This is a genomic window from Streptoverticillium reticulum, from assembly GCF_047456005.1.
Classification (GTDB): Bacteria; Actinomycetota; Actinomycetes; order Streptomycetales; family Streptomycetaceae; genus Streptomyces; species Streptomyces reticulum.
In genome coordinates this window covers 2,530,697-2,549,932 of record NZ_CP179755.1, presented here as the reverse complement: position 1 = coordinate 2,549,932, position 19,236 = coordinate 2,530,697, and the positions used below count along the sequence as shown (strand labels likewise).

General features: G+C 73.6%; 15 protein-coding genes. 11 read left to right on the top strand and 4 right to left on the bottom strand.

Annotated features, from left to right (window positions below):
• Positions 1-103: 103 nt before the first annotated feature.
• The gene (gene gabT, locus ACMATS_RS11290) at positions 104-1,453 is read right to left on the bottom strand and encodes a 4-aminobutyrate--2-oxoglutarate transaminase (protein WP_414167833.1); all 1,350 of its coding nucleotides are present in this window, start codon (positions 1,451-1,453) and stop codon (positions 104-106) included.
• 217 nt (positions 1,454-1,670) lie between these two features.
• Here gabT and ACMATS_RS11285 point away from each other — a divergent pair, with 217 nt between their 5' ends.
• From ACMATS_RS11285 to ACMATS_RS11235, 11 genes are all read left to right on the top strand, one after another.
• Positions 1,671-3,806, top strand: coding sequence for an ATP-binding protein (locus tag ACMATS_RS11285; RefSeq protein WP_390776763.1), 2,136 nt, complete (start codon positions 1,671-1,673; stop codon positions 3,804-3,806).
• Positions 3,807-3,908: 102 nt separating this feature from the next.
• Positions 3,909-5,507: a PucR family transcriptional regulator gene (locus ACMATS_RS11280; protein WP_414167832.1), complete on the top strand. Its 1,599-nt coding sequence runs from the start codon at positions 3,909-3,911 to the stop codon at positions 5,505-5,507.
• A 370-nt stretch (positions 5,508-5,877) separates the two neighbouring features.
• Positions 5,878-7,329 (top strand): aldehyde dehydrogenase family protein, encoded by a 1,452-nt coding sequence (locus ACMATS_RS11275; protein WP_390776765.1) that lies wholly within the window; start codon positions 5,878-5,880, stop codon positions 7,327-7,329.
• A 204-nt stretch (positions 7,330-7,533) separates the two neighbouring features.
• Positions 7,534-8,724, top strand: a complete 1,191-nt coding sequence (locus ACMATS_RS11270) for a sensor histidine kinase (RefSeq protein ID WP_414167831.1) — start codon at positions 7,534-7,536, stop codon at positions 8,722-8,724.
• A 28-nt stretch (positions 8,725-8,752) separates the two neighbouring features.
• The gene (locus tag ACMATS_RS11265) at positions 8,753-9,445 is read left to right on the top strand and encodes a response regulator (RefSeq protein ID WP_390776767.1); all 693 of its coding nucleotides are present in this window, start codon (positions 8,753-8,755) and stop codon (positions 9,443-9,445) included.
• Positions 9,446-9,578: 133 nt separating this feature from the next.
• Positions 9,579-11,513 (top strand): acyl-CoA dehydrogenase family protein, encoded by a 1,935-nt coding sequence (locus ACMATS_RS11260; RefSeq protein WP_414167830.1) that lies wholly within the window; start codon positions 9,579-9,581, stop codon positions 11,511-11,513.
• Between the two features lie 201 nt (positions 11,514-11,714).
• Complete coding sequence (gene dxr / locus ACMATS_RS11255) at positions 11,715-12,995, top strand: 1-deoxy-D-xylulose-5-phosphate reductoisomerase (protein ID WP_390776769.1); 1,281 nt, start codon at positions 11,715-11,717, stop codon at positions 12,993-12,995.
• The gene (locus tag ACMATS_RS11250; RefSeq protein WP_390776770.1) at positions 12,992-14,293 is read left to right on the top strand and encodes a M50 family metallopeptidase; all 1,302 of its coding nucleotides are present in this window, start codon (positions 12,992-12,994) and stop codon (positions 14,291-14,293) included. The genes dxr and ACMATS_RS11250 overlap by 4 nt, the downstream gene beginning before the upstream one ends.
• A gap of 148 nt (positions 14,294-14,441) precedes the next feature.
• The gene (gene ispG, locus ACMATS_RS11245) at positions 14,442-15,596 is read left to right on the top strand and encodes a flavodoxin-dependent (E)-4-hydroxy-3-methylbut-2-enyl-diphosphate synthase (RefSeq protein ID WP_414167829.1); all 1,155 of its coding nucleotides are present in this window, start codon (positions 14,442-14,444) and stop codon (positions 15,594-15,596) included.
• A gap of 151 nt (positions 15,597-15,747) precedes the next feature.
• The gene (locus ACMATS_RS11240; protein ID WP_390782118.1) at positions 15,748-16,593 is read left to right on the top strand and encodes a GNAT family N-acetyltransferase; all 846 of its coding nucleotides are present in this window, start codon (positions 15,748-15,750) and stop codon (positions 16,591-16,593) included.
• Between the two features lie 40 nt (positions 16,594-16,633).
• Complete coding sequence (locus tag ACMATS_RS11235) at positions 16,634-17,167, top strand: GNAT family N-acetyltransferase (protein WP_414167828.1); 534 nt, start codon at positions 16,634-16,636, stop codon at positions 17,165-17,167.
• 69 nt (positions 17,168-17,236) lie between these two features.
• Here the strand turns inward: ACMATS_RS11235 and ACMATS_RS11230 are convergent, their stop codons facing one another.
• Genes ACMATS_RS11230 through ACMATS_RS11220 form a run of 3 tightly spaced genes read right to left on the bottom strand, consistent with a single transcriptional unit; the run spans position 17,237 to position 19,130 of the window.
• Positions 17,237-18,157, bottom strand: a complete 921-nt coding sequence (locus ACMATS_RS11230) for an aminoglycoside phosphotransferase family protein (RefSeq protein WP_414167827.1) — start codon at positions 18,155-18,157, stop codon at positions 17,237-17,239.
• Positions 18,158-18,186: 29 nt separating this feature from the next.
• The gene (locus tag ACMATS_RS11225) at positions 18,187-18,603 is read right to left on the bottom strand and encodes a ferritin-like domain-containing protein (RefSeq protein ID WP_390782116.1); all 417 of its coding nucleotides are present in this window, start codon (positions 18,601-18,603) and stop codon (positions 18,187-18,189) included.
• Positions 18,600-19,130 carry a hypothetical protein gene (locus ACMATS_RS11220; RefSeq protein WP_390782115.1) on the bottom strand — a complete coding sequence of 177 codons (531 nt, stop codon included), beginning with the start codon at positions 19,128-19,130 and terminating at the stop codon, positions 18,600-18,602. Before ACMATS_RS11220 ends, ACMATS_RS11225 begins: the two co-directional genes overlap by 4 nt.
• Positions 19,131-19,236 lie beyond the last annotated feature (106 nt).

The following is a 19,236-nucleotide window of genomic DNA, read 5'->3' as shown; positions in this document are numbered from 1 at the left end:
AGAAACCGTACGGCAGGCAAGAGGGGGCGGAGAAGCCGGATCACCCGTCCACCACCCGCCCCGCACAGGTTCTTCACTCACTCACAAGGGGCGCACATGGGGCTCACAGGCGCGCGAACGCGGCCTCGATGATGTCCAGGCCCTCGTTGAGCAGGTCCTCGCCGATGACCAGCGGCGGCAGGAAGCGCAGCACGTTGCCGTAGGTGCCGCAGGTGAGCACGATCAGGCCCTCCGCGTGGCAGGCCTTCGCCAGCGCACCGGCCGCCTCGGCGTTGGGCTCCTTGGTGCCGGACTTCACCAGCTCGATGGCGATCATGGCGCCGCGGCCACGGATGTCACCGACGATGTCGTGCTTCTCCTGCATGGCCGCCAGACGGCCCTTCATGACCTCCTCGATGCGCTTCGCCTTGGCGTTGAGGTCCAGCTCGCGCATGGTCTCGATCGAGCCGAGCGCCGCCGCGCACGCCACCGGGTTGCCGCCGTAGGTGCCGCCGAGGCCGCCCGGGTGCGCCGCGTCCATGATCTCCGCGCGGCCGGTGACGGCCGCCAGCGGCAGGCCGCCCGCGATGCCCTTGGCGGTGGTGATCAGGTCGGGGACGATGCCCTCGTCCTCGCAGGCGAACCACTGGCCGGTGCGGCAGAAGCCGGACTGGATCTCGTCCGCGACGAAGACGATGCCGTTGTCCTTGGCGAACTGGGCGATCGCCGGGAGGAAGCCCTTGGCCGGCTCGATGAAGCCGCCCTCGCCGAGCACCGGCTCGATGATGATCGCGGCGACGTTGTCCGCGCCGACCTGCTTGCTGATCATGTCGATGGCCGCGGCGGCCGCCTCGGGGCCGCAGTTCTCCGGGCCGGTCGGCCAGCGGTAGCCGTAGGCCAGCGGGGCGCGGTAGATCTCGGGCGCGAACGGGCCGAAGCCGTGCTTGTACGGCATGTTCTTGGCGGTGAGCGCCATCGTCAGGTTCGTCCGGCCGTGGTAGCCGTGGTCGAAGACGACGACCGCCTGGCGCCTGGTGTACGCACGGGCGATCTTGACCGCGTTCTCGACGGCCTCCGCACCGGAGTTGAACAGCGCCGACTTCTTGGCGTGGTCGCCCGGGGTCAGCTCGGCGAGCTGCTCGCAGACCTCCACGTAGCCCTCGTACGGGGTCACCATGAAACAGGTGTGGGTGAAGTCGGCGAGCTGCGCGGACGCGCGGCGCACCACGGCCTCCGCGCTGGCGCCGACCGAGGTCACGGCGATGCCGGAGCCGAAGTCGATCAGGGAGTTGCCGTCCACGTCCTCGAGGACGCCGCCGCCCGCGCGGACGGTGAACACCGGCAGCGTCGAGCCCACGCCACCGGCCACGACGGCGGTGCGGCGGGCCTGGAGCTCCAGCGACTTCGGGCCGGGGATCGCGGTGACGAGGCGGCGCTCCTGGGGGAGGGCCGCGCCTCCGGTCTTGTCGGTCATGAGGGGCTCCCGAGGGGTGGAAGGACAGGCTTTCCCCCGCAGGCTAGGGGCGGGTGCCCCGGCCGGGCATGTTCCGTTCGGGAGAAGTGCGCGCGTCGCGTTGTCCGTACCGGATATGGCGGACCGGCACGGCGGGGAAAACGCCGGTAGGTTGAGCCGGTCGGACACGTCGGACACACGTGGGCGCGAGAGGGCTCGCGGGGGGCGAGGGGCAGTGATGGACACCGAGGGCACGCACGACTCACCCGGTACCCGGCGCGACCGGGTGCCGCGTCCCGCCGAGCCCCCCGCCATGCCGTCGGCACCCCCGCGCCCCGCCGCCCTGCCCGGGGCCGGGGTGGAAACGCCCGTCGTGCCGCCCCCGTTCCTCACCTGGCTGCGCACCCCGCGCCCGGCCGCCGCGCCCGGCATCTGGCGCTACGGGCACCGGCCCAAACCGCCGGAGGAGCCCGACCGCATCCCCGGCCGGCAGCTGTTCAGCGGGGCCCTGATCTCCCTGCTCTGCGGCTGGCTGCTGTGGTCCCTGCTGTGGAACGGCTACCTCGGCCACTACTGGATGTGGCCGCTGTACGCGCTGACGCCCGACTCCTGGCGCGACGGCATGGTCGCGGTCTGGACCGTCTACATCTACTACGGGCTCTGCATGCTCGTGCTCGTCGTCGTCTTCGGCCGCCTCGGCCGCTGGCCCCAGGTCTGGCGCCGCTGGGCCGTGCCCGCCCTGCGCCGGCTGTGGGACGACTCCGGCAACCCGCCGCCTGTCGCCCCCGCCCCGCAGGAGGACCCGGCCGAGTGGCCGCTGCTGCGCGCCGCCGGGGCGCACGACGCCGCCGACCGGCTCGCGGCGGACGCACAGGCCGGGCTGATGAGCGACGTCGACCACGCCCGCATCGAGCGCGCCTGGCAGTCCGTCCGCGCCCAGCCCGGCCGCCTCGCCTCCTTCACCGACACCGTGCTGCGGCACGGCGCCGCGGCCTGCGCCCACCCGTCGGGGGCGCGCGACCTGCCCGTACGCGCCGCCCCGCACGACCTGATCACCCGTCAGGTGCGGCTGGGTGTTGCCGCCGTGGACGCCCGCAACCCCTACGAGCACCGCGGCGCGGGCTGCGCCCTGGACCCCGCACTGCTCGGCACGTCCCTGCTCGCCGTCGGACCGCCCGGCTGCGGCAAGACCGGCCGCCTGGTACGGCCCGTCCTGGAGTCCCTGTGCCTGCAGGCCCTCGCCGGGCGGGCCGCGGTCGTCGCCGTCGGCGCGGCGGGCGCACCGCTCGCCCCGGACGAGGCCTTCGACGTCGTCGTGAAGATCGGACGCCCCGACTCCGCCTACGACCTCGACCTGTACGGCGGCACCGACGACCCCGACGAAGCGGCCGGCGTGCTCGCCGAGGGCCTGGTCGGCGACCTCGCCCCCGGCACGCCCGGCGAGGACGGCCGGCGCGCCGCCACCGCCCTGGCCCAGCTCCTGGGCCCGTTCCGGGCCGTCCATGGCCGCTTCCCGTCCGTCCCCGAACTGCGCGAACTGCTCGACGGCACCGCCGCGGCCCTCGACGCCCTGCGGACCGCCCTCAAGGCAGGCGGGCACGATGCGCTCGCCCGCGAACTCGACGCCCGCGAACGGCAGGCACAGCGCCCCGGCGACGCCGGCTCGCTGCTCGCCGACCGGCTCGCCCTCCTCGACCGGCCCGCCTTCGCCGGCTTCTTCGGCACCTCCGACCCCGCCCGCACCTTCTCGCTGCGCGCCCTCGAACACCCGCTGCGCGTACGGATCGACCTGCCCGAGCGCGGGCACGCCGAGGCCTCCCGGATGCTCGCCCGGCTCGTCCTCGCCCAGTTCACCGAGAGCGCCGCCGGGCGCGCCGACCGCTCGCTGTTCGCCTGCCTCGTCCTCGACGACGCCACCCGCACCGTCACCCCCGAGTCCGTCCGCGGTCTGCAGCGGCTGCGCTCCGCCCACGCGGGCGCCGTCCTCACCCTGCGCACGCTCGACGACGTGCCCGAGACGCTGCGCAGCGCCCTGCTCGGCGCGGTCGGCTGCCGGATGGCCTTCTCCGGCGTGACCACCTGGGACGGCGCGCGCTTCGCCGAGGTGTGGGGCAAGGAGTGGGTCGAAGCCCGCGACGTCACCGACCGGCAGGTCATCGCCCACGAGCCGTTCACCCGGGCCACGCACGTCGTGCGGCGCATCGTCACCGGCCGGGCCGTCACCGCGCAGTCGGTGACCGTCCGCAAGGTGGAACGGGAGCGCTGGTCCGCGTCCGAGCTGGCGCACGGGGTCCCCGCCGGGCATGCGGTGCTGTCCGTGACGTCCGTGCGCGGCGAGAGCACGCCCCCGGTGCTGGTGGACCTGGAGGGCTGACTCCTTGGTGACATGTCGCCCATTGCTCCACTGAGGCAGAATCGGGGACAGCCGTTCATACGGGACGGCAGTGTTGCTTCATGTTGCTCCACCGAAGGTGCCATGCCCCCCACGCTCGCCTCGCTCGTCCACCACTCCGCGCTCAAGCTCGGCGTCCTCGCCGGGCGGGACCGGCTGGACACGCCCGTCCGCTGGGCGCACGTGAGTGAGCTGCCCGACCCCGTGCCGTGGATGGACGGCGGCGAACTGCTGCTGACCACCGCCCTGCAGATCGATGCCGAGGACCCGGTGGCGGCCCGCGACTACGTCCGCCGGCTGGCCCGGGCCGGAGTCGTGGGCCTGGGCTTCGCGGTCGGCGTCAACTACGAGCAGGTGCCCGGGGCGCTCGTCGAGGCCGCGGAGGCCGAGGGGCTGCCGCTGCTGGAGGTGCCGCGCCGCACCCCGTTCATCGCCATCACCAAGGCCGTCTCCGCGGCCATCGCCGCCGACCAGTACCGCGCGGTGACCGCGGGCTTCGAGGCCCAGCGCGAACTGACGCGGGCCGCGCTGAGTCCCGAGGGGCCCGCCGCACTGCTGGCGCGGCTCGCCGCGCACCTCGACGGGTGGGCCGCGCTGTACGACGCGTCGGGCGCCGTCGTGGCCGCCGCGCCCGACTGGGCGGCACGCCGGGCGGCCCGGCTCGGCGCGGACGTCGGCCGCCTGAAGGAGCGGCCCGCGCCCGCCACGGCGGTCGTCGGCTCCGTGACCCCCGACGGGGCCGGTGACGAGGCCGACGGCGAGGGCGGCGACCGCGTCGAGCTCCAGTCCCTCGGCTCCGGGCGGCGCGCCCGGGGCGTGCTCGCCGTCGGCACGGGCGCACCCCTGGGCACGGCCGAGCGCTACGCGGTGCAGTCCGCGATCGCGCTCCTCACCCTCACCACCGAGCGCTCCCGAGCGCTCCAGGACGCCGAGCAGCGGCTCGGCGCGGCGGTGCTGCGCATGCTGCTCGCGGGGGAGCCGGACCATGCGCGGGCCGTCGCGGGGGAGTTGTACGGAACGCTGCTGGACGCGCCCTTCCGGGTGCTCGTCGCCGAGGCCGCGGCTCCTGCGGAGGGCTCGGAGGCCGTGGTGCCGGCCGATCCGCTCGGGACGCTGGCGGACGCGGTGGACACCGCGGCGAGCCGGGGGGCCGAGACGGTCCTGGCCGTCCCCGAGGACGGGCGGCTCGTGGTCCTCGCGCCCGACGGCGGTGCGGCGGTGGCCGCATGCGCCGGGGCCCTCGGCGTCGCGGTCGGGCTCTCCGCACCGGCGGGACCGGCCGGGGCCGCGGCCGCGCACCGGCAGGCCGAACAGGCCCTGTCCGTGGCCCGGCGGCGGGGCCGCGCCCTGGTGGAGCACGAGGACGTCGCCGCGGGCTCCGTCCTGCCGCTGCTGGCCGACGACGCGGTACGCGCCTTCGCGGACGGCATGCTGCGGGCCCTGCGGCAACACGACGAGACCGGGCGCGGCGACCTGGTCCGCTCGCTGCACGCGTGGCTCTCCCGCCACGGCCAGTGGGACGCGGCGGCGGCGGACCTGGGGGTGCACCGGCATACGCTGCGCTACCGCATGCGGCGGGTCGAGGAGATCCTCGGTCGCTCTCTGGACGACCCGGACGTGCGGATGGAGTTGTGGCTGGCCCTCAAGGCGACGGGGTCGCCATCCGGGGCCGGGGAAGCCTGAGCGGCCGTCGGCCGGGTGCGCTGCGCGCAGGCCGAGGGGCCGGGTTGCGGCGGGGTCAAGGGGGCGGGCGCCCCCTTGACCCCGCGCAGGTGCGCAAGGAGCCGAAGAGGCCTGCCTCTTCGAATCCGCCGCAACGGCGAGCAACCACGACGCCGGAGTCCGGCGGTGCCGAACCCGCCGCAACCCGGCCGCCCCGCCCCGTGGGCCGGCACCGCCACGGCCGCCCCCGACCAGGGCATGCCCCGAACCCTTCCAGTGCGGCACCCCGTGCCGCCCCACCGCTCCATCGCGGACAAACCGGCCCCGGCCGTGCGGCCCCTACCGTGGGGGAACCACATCGCACACCACCACTTGGGAAGGGGCCGGGACTGTGACTGACGCTGCCCCGCGCGGATTCTGGCTGGCCGGCCGCGAGGCCACCGGCGAGGAGTCCTTCGAGGTCACGAACTCCTGGGACGGCCGTCTCGTCGGCACCGTGAGCGTGCCCACCGAGGCGCAGGTCGAGGAGGCCGTCGCCGCCGCGCACGCCGTGCGGGACGAGTTCGCCGCGACGCCCGCGCACGTACGCACCGCGGCCCTCGACCACGTCGCCCGGCGGCTGACCGAGCGCGCCGAGGAGATCGCCCTGCTGATCTCCGCCGAGAACGGCAAGCCCGTCAAGTGGGCCCGCGGCGAGGTCGGCCGCGCCGTCTCCGTCTTCCGCTGGGCCGCCGAGGAGGCCCGCCGCTTCAACGCGGGCGAGGCCCAGCGCCTGGACACCGACGCGGGCGGCACCGGCCGCCTCGCCCTGACCCGCCGCTTCCCCCGCGGCGCCGTCCTCGGCATCGCGCCGTTCAACTTCCCGCTCAACCTGAGCGCGCACAAGGTCGCCCCGGCCATCGCCGTCGGTGCCCCGATCATCCTCAAGCCGGCCCCGGCGACCCCGCTCTCGTCCCTCGTCCTGGGCGAGATCCTGGCCGAGACGGACCTGCCCGCCGGCTCCTGGAGCGTGCTCCCGGTGCCCAACGACCGGATGCCCGCACTGGTTCAGGACGAGCGCCTGCCGGTCATCTCCTTCACCGGCTCCGGCCCGGTCGGCTGGTCGATCCTCGACTCCGCCCCGCGCAAGCACGTCACCCTGGAGCTCGGCGGCAACGGCGCGGCCGTCGTCCTGGCCGACTGGTCCTCCGAGCAGGACCTGGACTGGGCGGCGCAGCGCATCGCCACCTTCTCCAACTACCAGGGCGGCCAGTCCTGCATCTCGGTGCAGCGCGTCATCGCCGACGCCTCCCTCTACGAGCGCCTGGTGCCGAAGGTCGTCGCCGCCGTCGAGGCCCAGGTCACCGGTGACCCGTCGGACGACGCCACCGACGTCGGCCCGCTCGTCAGCGAGGACGCGGCCAAGCGCGTCGAGGCCTGGGTGGACGAGGCCGTCGAGGCGGGCGCGAAGCTGCTCGCCGGCGGCAAGCGCGACGGCGCCACCTACGCCCCGACCGTGCTCGCGGACGTCCCCGCCGGGGTCACCATCGCGTGCGAAGAGGTCTTCGGACCGGTCCTCACGCTCACCCGCGTCGACGGCGAGGAGGCCGCCTTCGCCGCCGTCAACGACTCGCCGTACGGCCTCCAGGCGGGCGTCTTCACGCACGACCTGCAGACCGCCTTCCGCGCCCACCGCGCGCTGGAGACCGGCGGCGTCATCATCGGCGACGTGCCGTCGTACCGGGCCGACCAGATGCCGTACGGCGGCGCCAAGCAGTCGGGTGTCGGGCGCGAGGGTGTGCGGTACGCGATGGACGACTACACCTATGAGCGGGTGCTCGTCCTTACCGGGCTCGACCTCTGAGTGCTTCGTCTGCAGGCCGAGTTGGGCTGATCGCGCCCACGCGGCGGAGCCGCAAAATGTAGCTGCCCCGCGCCCCTTCGGGGCGCGGGGTTCCACCGTCAACCCCATGCGGTAGCCGCCCCTCCGCCTGCAACCGGTGCAGTAGGCGGCACTGCCTCCGTATGACCGATGTCCGGCCGTCCTCAAGGCCGTTACGCTGCGGTGATGTGGACGGTCCGGACGCTGGGACGGCGCGTCGCCGGCTGGCCGCGGGCGGCCCTCGACGTGCCGCTGGCGGCCGGATTCGCCGTCGTCGCCCTGCTGTTGGGGCATGAGCCGCCCCCCGAGGGCTGGCGTCCGCTGGACCCCGTCGGCTACGCCCTCACCGTCACGCTGTACGCGTCGCTCGTGGCCCGCAGGCGGGCGCCGGTGGTCGTCCTCGCCGCGCTGCACTCCCTGTGGCTGCTGTACATCGCCCTCGGCTACTGGCCGGTGGTCGAGTCCGCTGGCGCCATGCTCGCCTTCTACACCGTCGCCGCCTCCCGCCCGCCCCGGGTCACGGCCGGGTGCGCCGTGGTCCTGTGGGTGGTCTGGATGGTCGCCGGGCTCTCCAACCCCGGCCACAGCGACATGTGGACCGTCACCGCCCAGAGCACCCTGGTCCCCTGCGTCTTCTGGTGGTTCGGCAACAGCGCCCGCCGACTCGCCGAACGCAACGCCCAGTTGTCGGCCGTCACCGCACAACTCCGCCGGGAGCAGGCCGAGAACGCCCGCCGCGCCGTCGCCGAGGAACGCGTCCGCATCGCCCGCGAGCTCCACGACGTCGTCGCCCACCACATGTCCGTGATATCCGTTCAGGCCGGGCTCGCCCACTACGTCTTCGCCACCGACGCCGACACCGCCCGCACCGCCCTGGGCACGATTTCGGCCACCAGCGGCGAGGCCCTCGAAGAGCTCCGCCGGCTGCTGTCCGTCCTGCGCGTCGGCCCCGAGGGCGTCGGGGAGACCGCGGGCGAGGGCGCGTACCAGCCGGCCCCCGGGCTCGACCGACTGGAGGAGACCGCCGAGCGGGTGCGGGCCGCCGGCGTGGCGGTGACGGTCGAGGTCACCGGGGAGCGGCGCCCCCTGGCGCCCGGCCCCGACCTGTGCGCCTACCGCGTCGTCCAGGAGGCCCTCACCAACGTCATCAAGCACGCCCGCCCCGCCCGCGCGGCCGTCCGCCTCGACTACGGCGCGCACCGGCTGACCGTCCGCGTCACCGACGACGGGACGGGAACGGTTCCGGCCATCCCGGGCCCCTCCACCGGACACGGGTTGATCGGCATGCGCGAGCGCGCCAGGATCTACGGGGGGACCCTGGCCGCCGGGCCGCGCGACGAGGGCGGGTTCGAGGTGTTGCTCACGCTCCCGCTCTGAACTCCCCCCGGCCGCACGGGAGTGGGACATGACCGGCAAGCAGGAGGACATACGCGTCCTCGTCGTGGACGACCAGGTCCTCATCCGCGCAGGCGTCGCCGCCCTGCTGCGCGCCGCCCCCGGCATGGAGGTCGTCGGCGAGGCCGCCGACGGCGAGGAGGCCGTCGCCCTCGCCGCCGCACACCGGCCCGACGTCGTCCTGATGGACATCCGCATGCCCGGCATGAGCGGCATCGCCGCCACCGAACGCATCCTGGAGGACGCCCCCGACCCCGCACCCCGGGTGCTCGTCCTGACCACCTTCGACCTCGACGAGTACGTCTACGCCGCCCTGCGGGCCGGAGCCGCCGGATTCCTCCTCAAGGACGCCGGCCCGCAGCGCCTGCTCGCCGCCGTCACGGCCGTCGCGGGCGGCGACACCCTCTTCGCCCCGACCGTCACCCGCCGCCTGATCGAGTCCTTCACCCGCAGACAGTCGCTCGAAGCAGGACCGGAGCAGCCCGCCGCCCTGGAGGTCCTCACCGGCCGGGAGCGGGAGGTCCTGCGGCTCACCGGCCGCGGCCTGTCCAACGGCGACATCGCCGACGAGCTCGTCATCAGCGAGGCCACCGTCAAGACCCACCTCAACCGGGCCATGGCCAAGCTGGGCCTGTGCAGCCGCGCCCAGGCCGTCGTCGCCGCCTACGAGAGCGGGCTCGTCGTCCCCGGCTCGCCCGGCTGAACGCCGGACCGGGCCGCGGGCCGGAACCTTGCGCGGGGTCTGGTAGAGGGCGTAAGGATCGGGTAGGTACATACGGACGAGTAGCACCGGTCGGTAGTCGACCGGGACCACCGACTCAGCGGTGAGGTGCCAGATGACCGCACCATCCGTACGACCGGTATCCGAGCGAGAGGCGCGCCAGGTCGCCGAGGCGGCCCGGGAGCAGGACTGGAAGAAGCCCAGCTTCGCCAAGGAGCTCTTCCTCGGCCGGTTCCGGCTCGACCTCATCCACCCGCATCCCACGCCCCTGCCCGACGACGTGCGCCGCGGCGAGGAGTTCCTGGCCAAGCTGCGCGACTTCTGCGAGACCCGCGTCGACGGCGCCCGCATCGAGCGCGAGGCGCAGATCCCCGACGAGACGGTCGCCGGGCTGAAGGAGCTCGGCGCCTTCGGCATGAAGATCGACACCAAGTACGGCGGCCTCGGCCTCACCCAGGTCTACTACAACAAGGCCCTCTCCCTCGTGGGCTCGGCCAGCCCCGTCGTCGGCGCCCTGCTCTCCGCGCACCAGTCCATCGGCGTGCCCCAGCCGCTCAAGCTCTTCGGCACCCAGGAGCAGAAGGACGCCTTCCTGCCCCGCTGCGCCCGCACCGACATCTCGGCCTTCCTGCTCACCGAGCCGGACGTCGGCTCCGACCCGGCCCGGCTGGCCACCGCCGCCGTGCCCGACGGCGACGACTACGTCCTCGACGGCGTCAAGCTGTGGACCACCAACGGCGTCGTCGCCGACCTGCTCGTCGTGATGGCCAGGGTCCCGAAGAGCGAGGGCCACAAGGGCGGCATCACGGCCTTCGTCGTCGAGACGGCGGCCGAGGGCGTCACCGTCGAGAACCGCAACGCCTTCATGGGCCTGCGCGGCATCGAGAACGGCGTCACCCGCTTCCACCAGGTCAGGGTCCCCGCCACGCACCGCATCGGCCCCGAGGGCGCCGGCCTGAAGATCGCCCTGACCACGCTCAACACCGGCCGCCTGTCCATCCCCGCGATGTGCGTCTCCAGCGGCAAGTGGGCGCTGAAGATCGCCCGCGAGTGGTCCCTGGCCCGCGAGCAGTGGGGCAAGTCCATCGCCGAGCACGAGGCCGTCGGCGCCAAGATCTCCTTCATCGCCGCGACCACCTTCGCCCTGGAGGCCGTCCTCGAGCTGTCGAGCCAGATGGCCGACGAGGACCGCAACGACATCCGCATCGAAGCCGCCCTCGCCAAGCTCTACGCCAGCGAGATGGCCTGGCTGATGACGGACGAGCTGGTCCAGATCCGCGGCGGCCGCGGCTACGAGACCGCCGACTCCCTGGCCGCCCGGGGCGAGCGCGCCGTCCCCGCCGAGCAGATGCTGCGCGACTCGCGCATCAACCGCATCTTCGAGGGCTCGACCGAGATCATGCACCTGCTCATCGCCCGCGAGGCCGTCGACACCCACCTGTCGGTCGCCGGCGACCTCATCGACCCCGACAAGTCCCTCGGCGACAAGGCGAAGGCGGGCGCCAAGGCCGGCGGCTTCTACGCCCGCTGGCTGCCCAAGCTGGTCGCGGGGCCGGGCCAGCTGCCGCGCACCTACGCCGAGTTCCACCCGGCGGGCCACCGCGACCTCTCCGGCCACCTGCGTTACGTCGAGCGCTCCGCGCGCAAGCTCGCCCGCTCCACGTTCTACGGGATGTCGCGCTGGCAGGGCCGGATGGAGACCAAGCAGGGCTTCCTCGGCCGCATCGTCGACATCGGCGCCGAGCTGTTCGCCATGAGCGCGGCCTGCGTGCGCGCCGAGCACCTGCGCTCCCGCGGGGAGCACGGGCCCGAGGCGTACCAGCTGGCCGACGCCTTCTGCCGGCAGGCCCGGGTCCGGGTGGAGGAGCTCTTCCACCGCCTCTGGGCCAACACGGACGAGCTGGACCGCAAGGTCGTCTCCGGGGTGCTGAAGGGTTCGTACGAGTGGCTCGAGAGCGGCATCGTCGACCCCAGCGGCGAGGGCCCGTGGATCGCCGATGCCACTCCCGGCCCTTCGAAGGCCGCCAACCTTCACCGACCCATTCGCTGATCGGCGGTACGGCCACAGTGACTCCGCCGTCCCTCCCGGGACCGCTTCCCACTCGGCTCCGGAGAGTCTCGTGGCGGTCAAGCCCTGACCGCTGCCCGAGGGCAGGGCAGCACCGTACTACGCCGCTGTGCGGCCGCGTCGGCGAAGCGTGCGTTTCCCTCCCGAGGCCGGGGAGGGAAACGCACGGGGGATGATGGAGGGATGACGGACTCTCTCGCTGACCCGCACCTGCGCTATTCCGCCCCCGCCGACGCCGCCGGCGGCCCGCGCGAGATCGTGATCCTCGGCTCGACCGGCTCGGTCGGCACCCAGGCCATCGACCTGGTCCTGCGCAACCCCGAGCGCTTCACGGTCACCGCCCTGTCCGCGGCCGGCGGCCGGGTGGAACTGCTCGCCGAGCAGGCGCACCGGCTGCGCGTGCGCACGGTCGCGGTCGCGCAGGCCGACAAGGCCGGCGCCCTGCGCGAGGCGCTGGCCGCCCGGTACGGCGGCGAGCCGCTGCCGGAGATCCTGGCCGGGCCCGACGCGGCCACCGAGCTGGCCCGCAGCGAGTGCCACACCGTCCTCAACGGCATCACCGGTTCCATCGGCCTCGCGCCCACCCTCGCCGCCCTGGAGGCGGGTCGCACCCTGGCGCTGGCCAACAAGGAGTCGCTGATCGTCGGCGGCCCGCTGGTCAAGGCCGTCGCCAAGCCGGGGCAGATCATCCCGGTGGACTCCGAGCACGCCGCGCTCTTCCAGGCCCTGCTCGGCGGCACCCGCGCCGAGGTGCGCAAGCTCGTCGTCACGGCCTCCGGCGGCCCCTTCCGCGGCCGGACGAAGGCGGAGCTGGCCGGGGTCACCCCGGCCGACGCCCTGGCCCACCCCACCTGGGCCATGGGCCCGGTGATCACGATCAACTCGGCCACCCTGGTCAACAAGGGCCTGGAGGTCATCGAGGCCCACCTGCTCTACGACATCCCCTTCGAGCGCATCGAGGTTGTCGTCCACCCGCAGTCCTATGTCCACTCGATGGTGGAATTCACGGACGGTTCCACCCTGGCCCAGGCGACCCCGCCGGACATGCGCGGACCCATCGCCATCGGCCTCGGCTGGCCCGAGCGGGTGCCCGACGCGGCCCCCGCCTTCGACTGGTCGAAGGCCTCCACGTGGGAGTTCTTCCCGCTCGACACCGAGGCCTTCCCCTCCGTGGGCCTGGCCCGGCACGTCGGCGCGCTCGGGGGCACGGCACCCGCCGTCTTCAACGCGGCCAACGAGGAGTGCGTGGACGCGTTCCTCAGCGGACACCTGCCGTTCAATGGGATCGTGGACACCGTCGCGGAAGTGGTGGCGGAACACGGCACTCCGGCCGCGGGAACCCGCCTGACGGTCTCGGACGTCCTGCAGGCGGAGGCCTGGGCCCGCGCCCGGGCCCGGGAACTGGCAGCACGTACGGCCCCCGCGGTGCGTACGGCGACGGCGAGCTCGGAGGCTCCTGCATGACGGCACTGATGACGGTCCTCGGCATAGTCGTCTTCGTGGTGGGCCTGCTCTTCTCCATCGCCTGGCACGAGCTGGGCCACCTCTCCACCGCGAAGATGTTCGGCATCCGGGTGCCGCAGTACATGGTGGGCTTCGGGCCGACGATCTTCTCGCGGAAGAAGGGCGAGACCGAGTACGGCGTCAAGGCCGTGCCGCTCGGCGGCTACATCCGCATGATCGGCATGTTCCCGCCCGGGGAGGACGGCCGGATCAGCGCCCGCTCCACCTCCCCGTGGCGCGGCATGATCGAGGACGCCCGCTCTGCGGCCTTCGAGGAACTGCAGCCCGGCGACGAGTCGCGGCTGTTCTACACGCGCAAGCCCTGGAAGCGCGTGATCGTGATGTTCGCCGGGCCGTTCATGAACCTGGTCCTGGCCGTGGCGATCTTCCTCGGCGTGATGATGTCGTTCGGCGTCAACACCCAGACCACCACGGTCTCCACCGTCTCCGACTGCGTCGTGGCGGCCGGCGCCAAGACCGACAAGTGCCCGGCCGGGGCCAAGGACTCCCCGGCCAAGGCCGCGGGCCTGCAGCCGCGCGACAAGATCGTGGCCTTCGACGGCCACAAGATCGACGACTGGGCCACGCTCCAGAAGGACATCCGCAAGACCACCGGCCCCGCCACGATCACCGTCGAGCGGGACGGACAGCGGCGGACGCTCAGCGCGGACCTGATCTCCAACCAGGTCCAGAAGTACGACGGCAAGGGCGCCCCGGTCCAGGGCCAGTACGTCACGGCGGGCTTCCTCGGCTTCACGCCCGCCAGCGGCGTCGTCCAGCAGTCCTTCGGCCAGTCGGTCGACCGGATGGGCGACATGGTCCAGTCCGGGGTGGAGTCCCTGGTGGCCCTGCCCGGCAAGATCCCCGACCTGTGGAACGCGGCCTTCGACGGGGCCGAGCGCAAGCCCGACTCCCCGATGGGCGTGGTCGGTGCGGCGCGCGTCGGCGGCGAGGTCTTCAACCTGGACATCCCGCCGTCGCAGCAGATCGCGACCATGCTCTTCCTGGTCGCCGGCTTCAACCTCTCGCTGTTCCTGTTCAACATGCTGCCGCTGCTGCCGCTGGACGGCGGGCACATCGCGGGAGCCCTGTGGGAGTCCCTGCGCCGCGGGCTGGCCAAGGTCTTCCGCCGCCCCGACCCGGGCCCGTTCGACGTCGCCCGGCTGATGCCGGTCGCGTACGTGGTCGCCGGGATCTTCGTCTGCTTCACGCTGCTCGTGCTGATCGCGGACGTGGTGAATCCGGTCCGGCTCACCTGACGCCGGGCCCTGCGCGACGGTCCACCCGGAGGGCAACTGTCCGGGCAGCGGATGTGCCCCGGGTGGATCGCGTGCCGTAATCTCGAAGGCCGAGGCCGGAGCACGCCGATCTCGGGACCTTGAATCAGACCTTGGGGTTGCTCACCAGATGACTGCGATTTCGCTGGGAATGCCGTCCGTACCGACCAAGCTGGCCGACCGCCGTGTCAGCCGCAAGATCCAGGTCGGATCCGTGGCCGTCGGTGGTGACGCTCCGGTGTCGGTCCAGTCGATGACGACCACGCGGACGTCCGACATCGGTGCGACGCTGCAGCAGATCGCGGAGCTGACGGCGTCGGGCTGCCAGATCGTGCGGGTGGCGTGTCCGACGCAGGACGATGCGGATGCGCTGAAGGTGATCGCGGCGAAGTCGCAGATCCCGGTGATCGCGGATATCCACTTCCAGCCGAAGTACGTGTTCGCCGCGATCGACGCGGGCTGTGCGGCGGTGCGGGTGAATCCGGGCAACATCAAGCAGTTCGACGACAAGGTCAAGGAGATCGCCAAGGCGGCCTCCGAGGCGGGCACCCCGATCCGTATCGGGGTGAACGCGGGTTCGCTGGACCGGCGGCTGCTGGAGAAGTACGGCAAGGCCACGCCCGAGGCGCTGGTGGAGTCGGCTTTGTGGGAGGCGTCGCTGTTCGAGGAGCACGGCTTCCGTGACATCAAGATCTCGGTCAAGCACAACGACCCGGTGGTGATGGTCAACGCCTACCGGCAGCTGGCCGCGCAGTGCGACTACCCGCTGCACCTGGGTGTCACCGAGGCCGGTCCGGCTTTCCAGGGCACGATCAAGTCGGCGGTGGCGTTCGGTGCGCTGCTGAGCGAGGGCATCGGCGACACCATCCGTGTCTCGCTGTCCGCGCCGCCGGCGGAGGAGGTCAAGGTCGGTATCCAGATCCTGGAGTCGCTGAACCTGCGCCAGCGCCGTCTGGAGATCGTCTCCTGCCCCTCCTGCGGCCGTGCGCAGGTGGATGTGTACAAGCTGGCGGACCAGGTGTCGGCGGGTCTGGAGGGCATGGAGGTCCCGCTGCGGGTTGCGGTCATGGGCTGTGTCGTCAACGGTCCCGGTGAGGCCCGTGAGGCCGATCTGGGTGTGGCGTCCGGCAATGGCAAGGGGCAGATCTTTGTGAAGGGCGAGGTCATCAAGACCGTGCCGGAGTCGAAGATCGTCGAGACCCTCATCGAAGAGGCGATGAAGCTCGCCGAGCAGATGGAGAAGGACGGCATCGCCTCCGGCGAGCCCGAGGTCAGCGTCGGCTGACGCTCCTCCCGTGCGTACCGGTGCCCCGCCCCTCGTGGCGGGGCACCGCCATATCCGTACACAAGGGAGGTGCGCGGAGGAGACGGGAGGTACAGTTCCAGGACCTGTTTCCCCTGGCCTCCGGCCCTGCGACGGTGAGGCAACCCCAGAAGTGCTGACGACGACCACCACCAAGGTCCTGGAGCCCGGCGAGCTCGACGCCGCACTGGCCGTGCTCGACCGCGACCCCGTCGCCAACGCCTTCGTCGCAGCCCGTGTCCGCATCGCCGGACTCGACCCCTGGCGGCTCGGCGGCGAGATGTGGGGCTGGTACGCGGGCGGCCGCCTGGAGTCCCTGTGCTACGCGGGCGCCAACCTCGTCCCCATCGGCGCCGGACCCGAGGCCGTCCGGGCCTTCGCCGACCGCGCCCGCCGGGCCGGCCGCCGCTGCTCCTCGATCGTCGGCCCCGCGGGCCCGACCGCCGGGCTCTGGTCGCTCCTCGAACCCCACTGGGGCCCGGCCCGCGAGGTCCGCGCCTGCCAGCCGCTGATGGTCGCCCGCGGCATGCCCGCCGGGATCGCGCCCGATCCGCTGGTGCGCCGCGTCCGCAGGGACGAGATGGACGCCGTCATGCCGGCGTGCGTGGCCATGTTCACCGAGGAGGTCGGGGTCTCCCCGCTCGCCGGGGACGGCGGCCTGCTCTACCAGGCCCGCGTCGCCGAACTCGTCGGCTCCGGGCGCTCGTTCGCCCGCTTCGAGAACGGCCGGGTGGTCTTCAAGGCCGAGATCGGCGCCGCCACGCCCCAGGCCTGCCAGATCCAGGGCGTGTGGGTGGCCCCCGAACACCGCGGGCGGGGGCTGTCCGTGACGGGCATGGCCGCCGTGCTGCAGTACGCGCTGCGCGAGGTCGCGCCCGTGGTGAGCCTGTACGTCAACGACTACAACACGGCGGCCCGGGCCGCGTACCGGCGCGTGGGCTTCGAGGAAGTCGGCGCGTTCATGAGCGTGCTCTTCTGACCGCAGGCCCCGGGCCGTACGGGCGGGTAGCCTCCCGGACATGGATGACATCGCGGTCGGACCGCTCGACCTCGCCGCGCGGGTGGACGACGCGCTGGCCGTACAGGCGGTCGCCTTCGGCCTCAGCGCCGAAGAGGTCGGCGTACGGCGCCACATCGTGCTCAGGCACCTCACCTGCCCCGGTGCGCGTGCCCTGGGGGCCACCACCGGGGACGGCCGGCTGGTGGGCTTCGTCTACGGCATGCCGAACGACCGCGCCCACTGGTGGTCGACGATCGTCGAACCGTATCTGCGGGCGACCGGGTACGAGAACTGGCTCGACGACTCGTTCGTCATCACCGAGCTGCATGTGCACCCGGCGTTCCAGAACCGGCGGATCGGGCGGACGCTGATCACGTCCATCACGGCGGACGCCGACGAGCCGCGGTCGATCCTCTCCGCGGTCGACCGGGAGAGCCCGGCGCGGGCGCTGTACCGGAAGCTGGGGTATCAGGATCTGGCGCGGCAGGTGCATTTTCCCAGTGCGCCGATGCCGTATGCGGTGATGGGGGCGAAGCTGCCGTTGCTGGGGTGAGGGGGCTCCCCTGCGAGTGCGGGTCCGCTGTGGTTGCTCGCGCAGTTCCCCGCGCCCCTTCGGGGCGCGTTACAGCAACCCCGCGAACTCCAGCAGCAGTTCGCCCTGCGCCCGCCGCCCCGCGGCAATCTCGCGCACCCCGGTCACCGTCGACCGGAACACCGCCCACCCCCGCAACCGCTCCCGGTCGACGTCCAGGGAGTCGGCCAGCTTCGCCACCCGGCGCCGCGCGGCGGCCGCGGCCCCCGGTGAGGCCAGGAGGGTGTCGAGCCGGTCCCGTACCAGCCACGCCACGTCGTACGCGCGCTCGCCGACCACCGGCCGCGGTGCGATCGCCAGCCACGGCGCCCGGTCCCCGGCGAGGACGCTGCCCTGCTCGAACTCGCCGTGCAGCAGCACGGGATCCCCGTCGGCCTCCCCGGCGGCCAGCGCCTCGCGCAGCTCCAGCGCCTCGTCCACCACCGCCCACGGCTCCTCGCAGAGCTCCCGCAGGCCGCCCGCCAGGGCCCCCGTGTGCTCGGCGACGCTCGCGAAGGGGTGGCCGGCCGGCGGCGGCACCCACAGCCGCTGCAGCGTCGCCGCGGCCTCCAGCTGCGCCTTCGGCTCCGCCAGCGACCGCAGGCTCACCTCGCCGTGCAGCCGTTCCAGCAGCAGCGCTCCGGCCGCGGGGTCCGCGTCCAGGACCTGTACCGCGCAGCGGCCGTCCCAGTGGACGAGGGCCGCGTGCTCGCGGGCGGGCGCGCCGTCCGGAACGCCGAGCTTGAGCGCGGCGGGCGTGCCGTCGGCCCGGTGCACCAGGACGACCAGACTCGTCCGCCCGCCCGGGGTCCGTACCCGTTCGGGCGTCAACTCCCAGCGCTCCAGATACTCCTGAACGGTGATCGGCAGCCGGGCCAGCCACTGCTGCGCCGCCTCCCCGTACGCGGGGTCGGAGCTCAGGGTGCGAACCAGCCGCTCCGGCGGTTCGAGGCGGTCGTGCACGTTTGCCATCCCTGGGCTGTCCTTTTCGTCTTCGCTGGTCAGGCCCGCTCGGCGAGCCCAGGGAAGGCTACGCTGCCACCCCGCCAGCGCGCCTCGCGCACCGCCGCCTCGCGCAGTGCCGCCGCCGCCTCGGCCCGCAGGGAGCCGTCGGCGGCACGGACGAGATCGGCGTAGACGCCCGCGACCCGGCCCTCCAGACCGGTCGCGAGCCGCACCGCCGCCTGCGCGTCCTGCACCGGGAAGGGGAGCGCGTACGCGGCCGACGCCGCCTGCGGGGTGCCGCCGAGGCCGCGCACGGCGCGGTCCATGGCGTCCCGCCGGGCGCGGTGCGCGTCGTAGGCCTCCCGGGCCTCCGCGGCCCGGGACTCCTCGACGCGGCTGCCGACCACCCCGTACCCGTACACGGCGGCGTGCTCGGCCGCGAGCGCGGCCTGGGCCGCTTCGAGCGCGGTCACGCCGCACCACCTCCGGAGCCGAGCAGGTACGCGTGGGCCGCGCCGGCCGCGGCGACGGAGGCGAGCAGCCGGGCGAGTTCGGGCGGGGCCCCGGCGAGCGCGGCGGTCCGGGCGTCGGCGGTGCGCCGCTCCGCGTCGGCGAGGGCGGCCAGCGCGGCCTTCTCGTCCGCGGGGGCCTGCACCCGCGGGGCGGGCGCGGAGGCGGAAGCAGAGGGGGCCGGCTGCGGCCCGAACGCCTCGGCGTGCCGGGCCACTTCGGCCCGCAGCGGGCGCAGCCGCGCCGCCAGCCCCGCATGGGCGGCGATCGTCGCGTCGTACCGTTCCAGCAGTGCCGCGGAATCGCGTCCCGCCCGTATCCGCAGCTGCTCCGCGGCCGAGGAGTGCTCGGCGCCGGGGCTGCCGGAGCAGCCGCCCAGCAGCGCGGCGGCGCCCCCGGTCAGCAGGGCCGCGGCACCCCCCGCCAGTACCCTGCGTCTGTGCGGGCCGACTGCACCTCGCGTCGTCGTCGTGAGCGGCACGGTCCTCATTTCCGGCTCGTACGGGCCTGATCACCGCACGCGAGCGTACCGGCGCGCGGCAGCACGGCCGTGGACCGGGCACCGAATCGTCAGGCGGCTGCCGGAACAGATAGGC

Coding starts and splice junctions, on each gene's coding strand:
- ACMATS_RS11285 (WP_390776763.1), top strand. CDS start 1,671: ATGGACACCGAGGGCACGCACGACTCACCCGGTACCCGGCGCGACCGG.
- ACMATS_RS11220 (WP_390782115.1), bottom strand. CDS start 19,130: ATGAGGACCGTGCCGCTCACGACGACGACGCGAGGTGCAGTCGGCCCG.
- ACMATS_RS11260 (WP_414167830.1), top strand. CDS start 9,579: ATGACCGCACCATCCGTACGACCGGTATCCGAGCGAGAGGCGCGCCAG.
- ACMATS_RS11235 (WP_414167828.1), top strand. CDS start 16,634: ATGGATGACATCGCGGTCGGACCGCTCGACCTCGCCGCGCGGGTGGAC.
- ACMATS_RS11265 (WP_390776767.1), top strand. CDS start 8,753: ATGACCGGCAAGCAGGAGGACATACGCGTCCTCGTCGTGGACGACCAG.
- ACMATS_RS11270 (WP_414167831.1), top strand. CDS start 7,534: ATGTGGACGGTCCGGACGCTGGGACGGCGCGTCGCCGGCTGGCCGCGG.
- ispG (WP_414167829.1), top strand. CDS start 14,442: ATGACTGCGATTTCGCTGGGAATGCCGTCCGTACCGACCAAGCTGGCC.
- ACMATS_RS11250 (WP_390776770.1), top strand. CDS start 12,992: ATGACGGCACTGATGACGGTCCTCGGCATAGTCGTCTTCGTGGTGGGC.
- gabT (WP_414167833.1), bottom strand. CDS start 1,453: ATGACCGACAAGACCGGAGGCGCGGCCCTCCCCCAGGAGCGCCGCCTC.
- ACMATS_RS11280 (WP_414167832.1), top strand. CDS start 3,909: ATGCCCCCCACGCTCGCCTCGCTCGTCCACCACTCCGCGCTCAAGCTC.
- dxr (WP_390776769.1), top strand. CDS start 11,715: ATGACGGACTCTCTCGCTGACCCGCACCTGCGCTATTCCGCCCCCGCC.
- ACMATS_RS11230 (WP_414167827.1), bottom strand. CDS start 18,157: ATGGCAAACGTGCACGACCGCCTCGAACCGCCGGAGCGGCTGGTTCGC.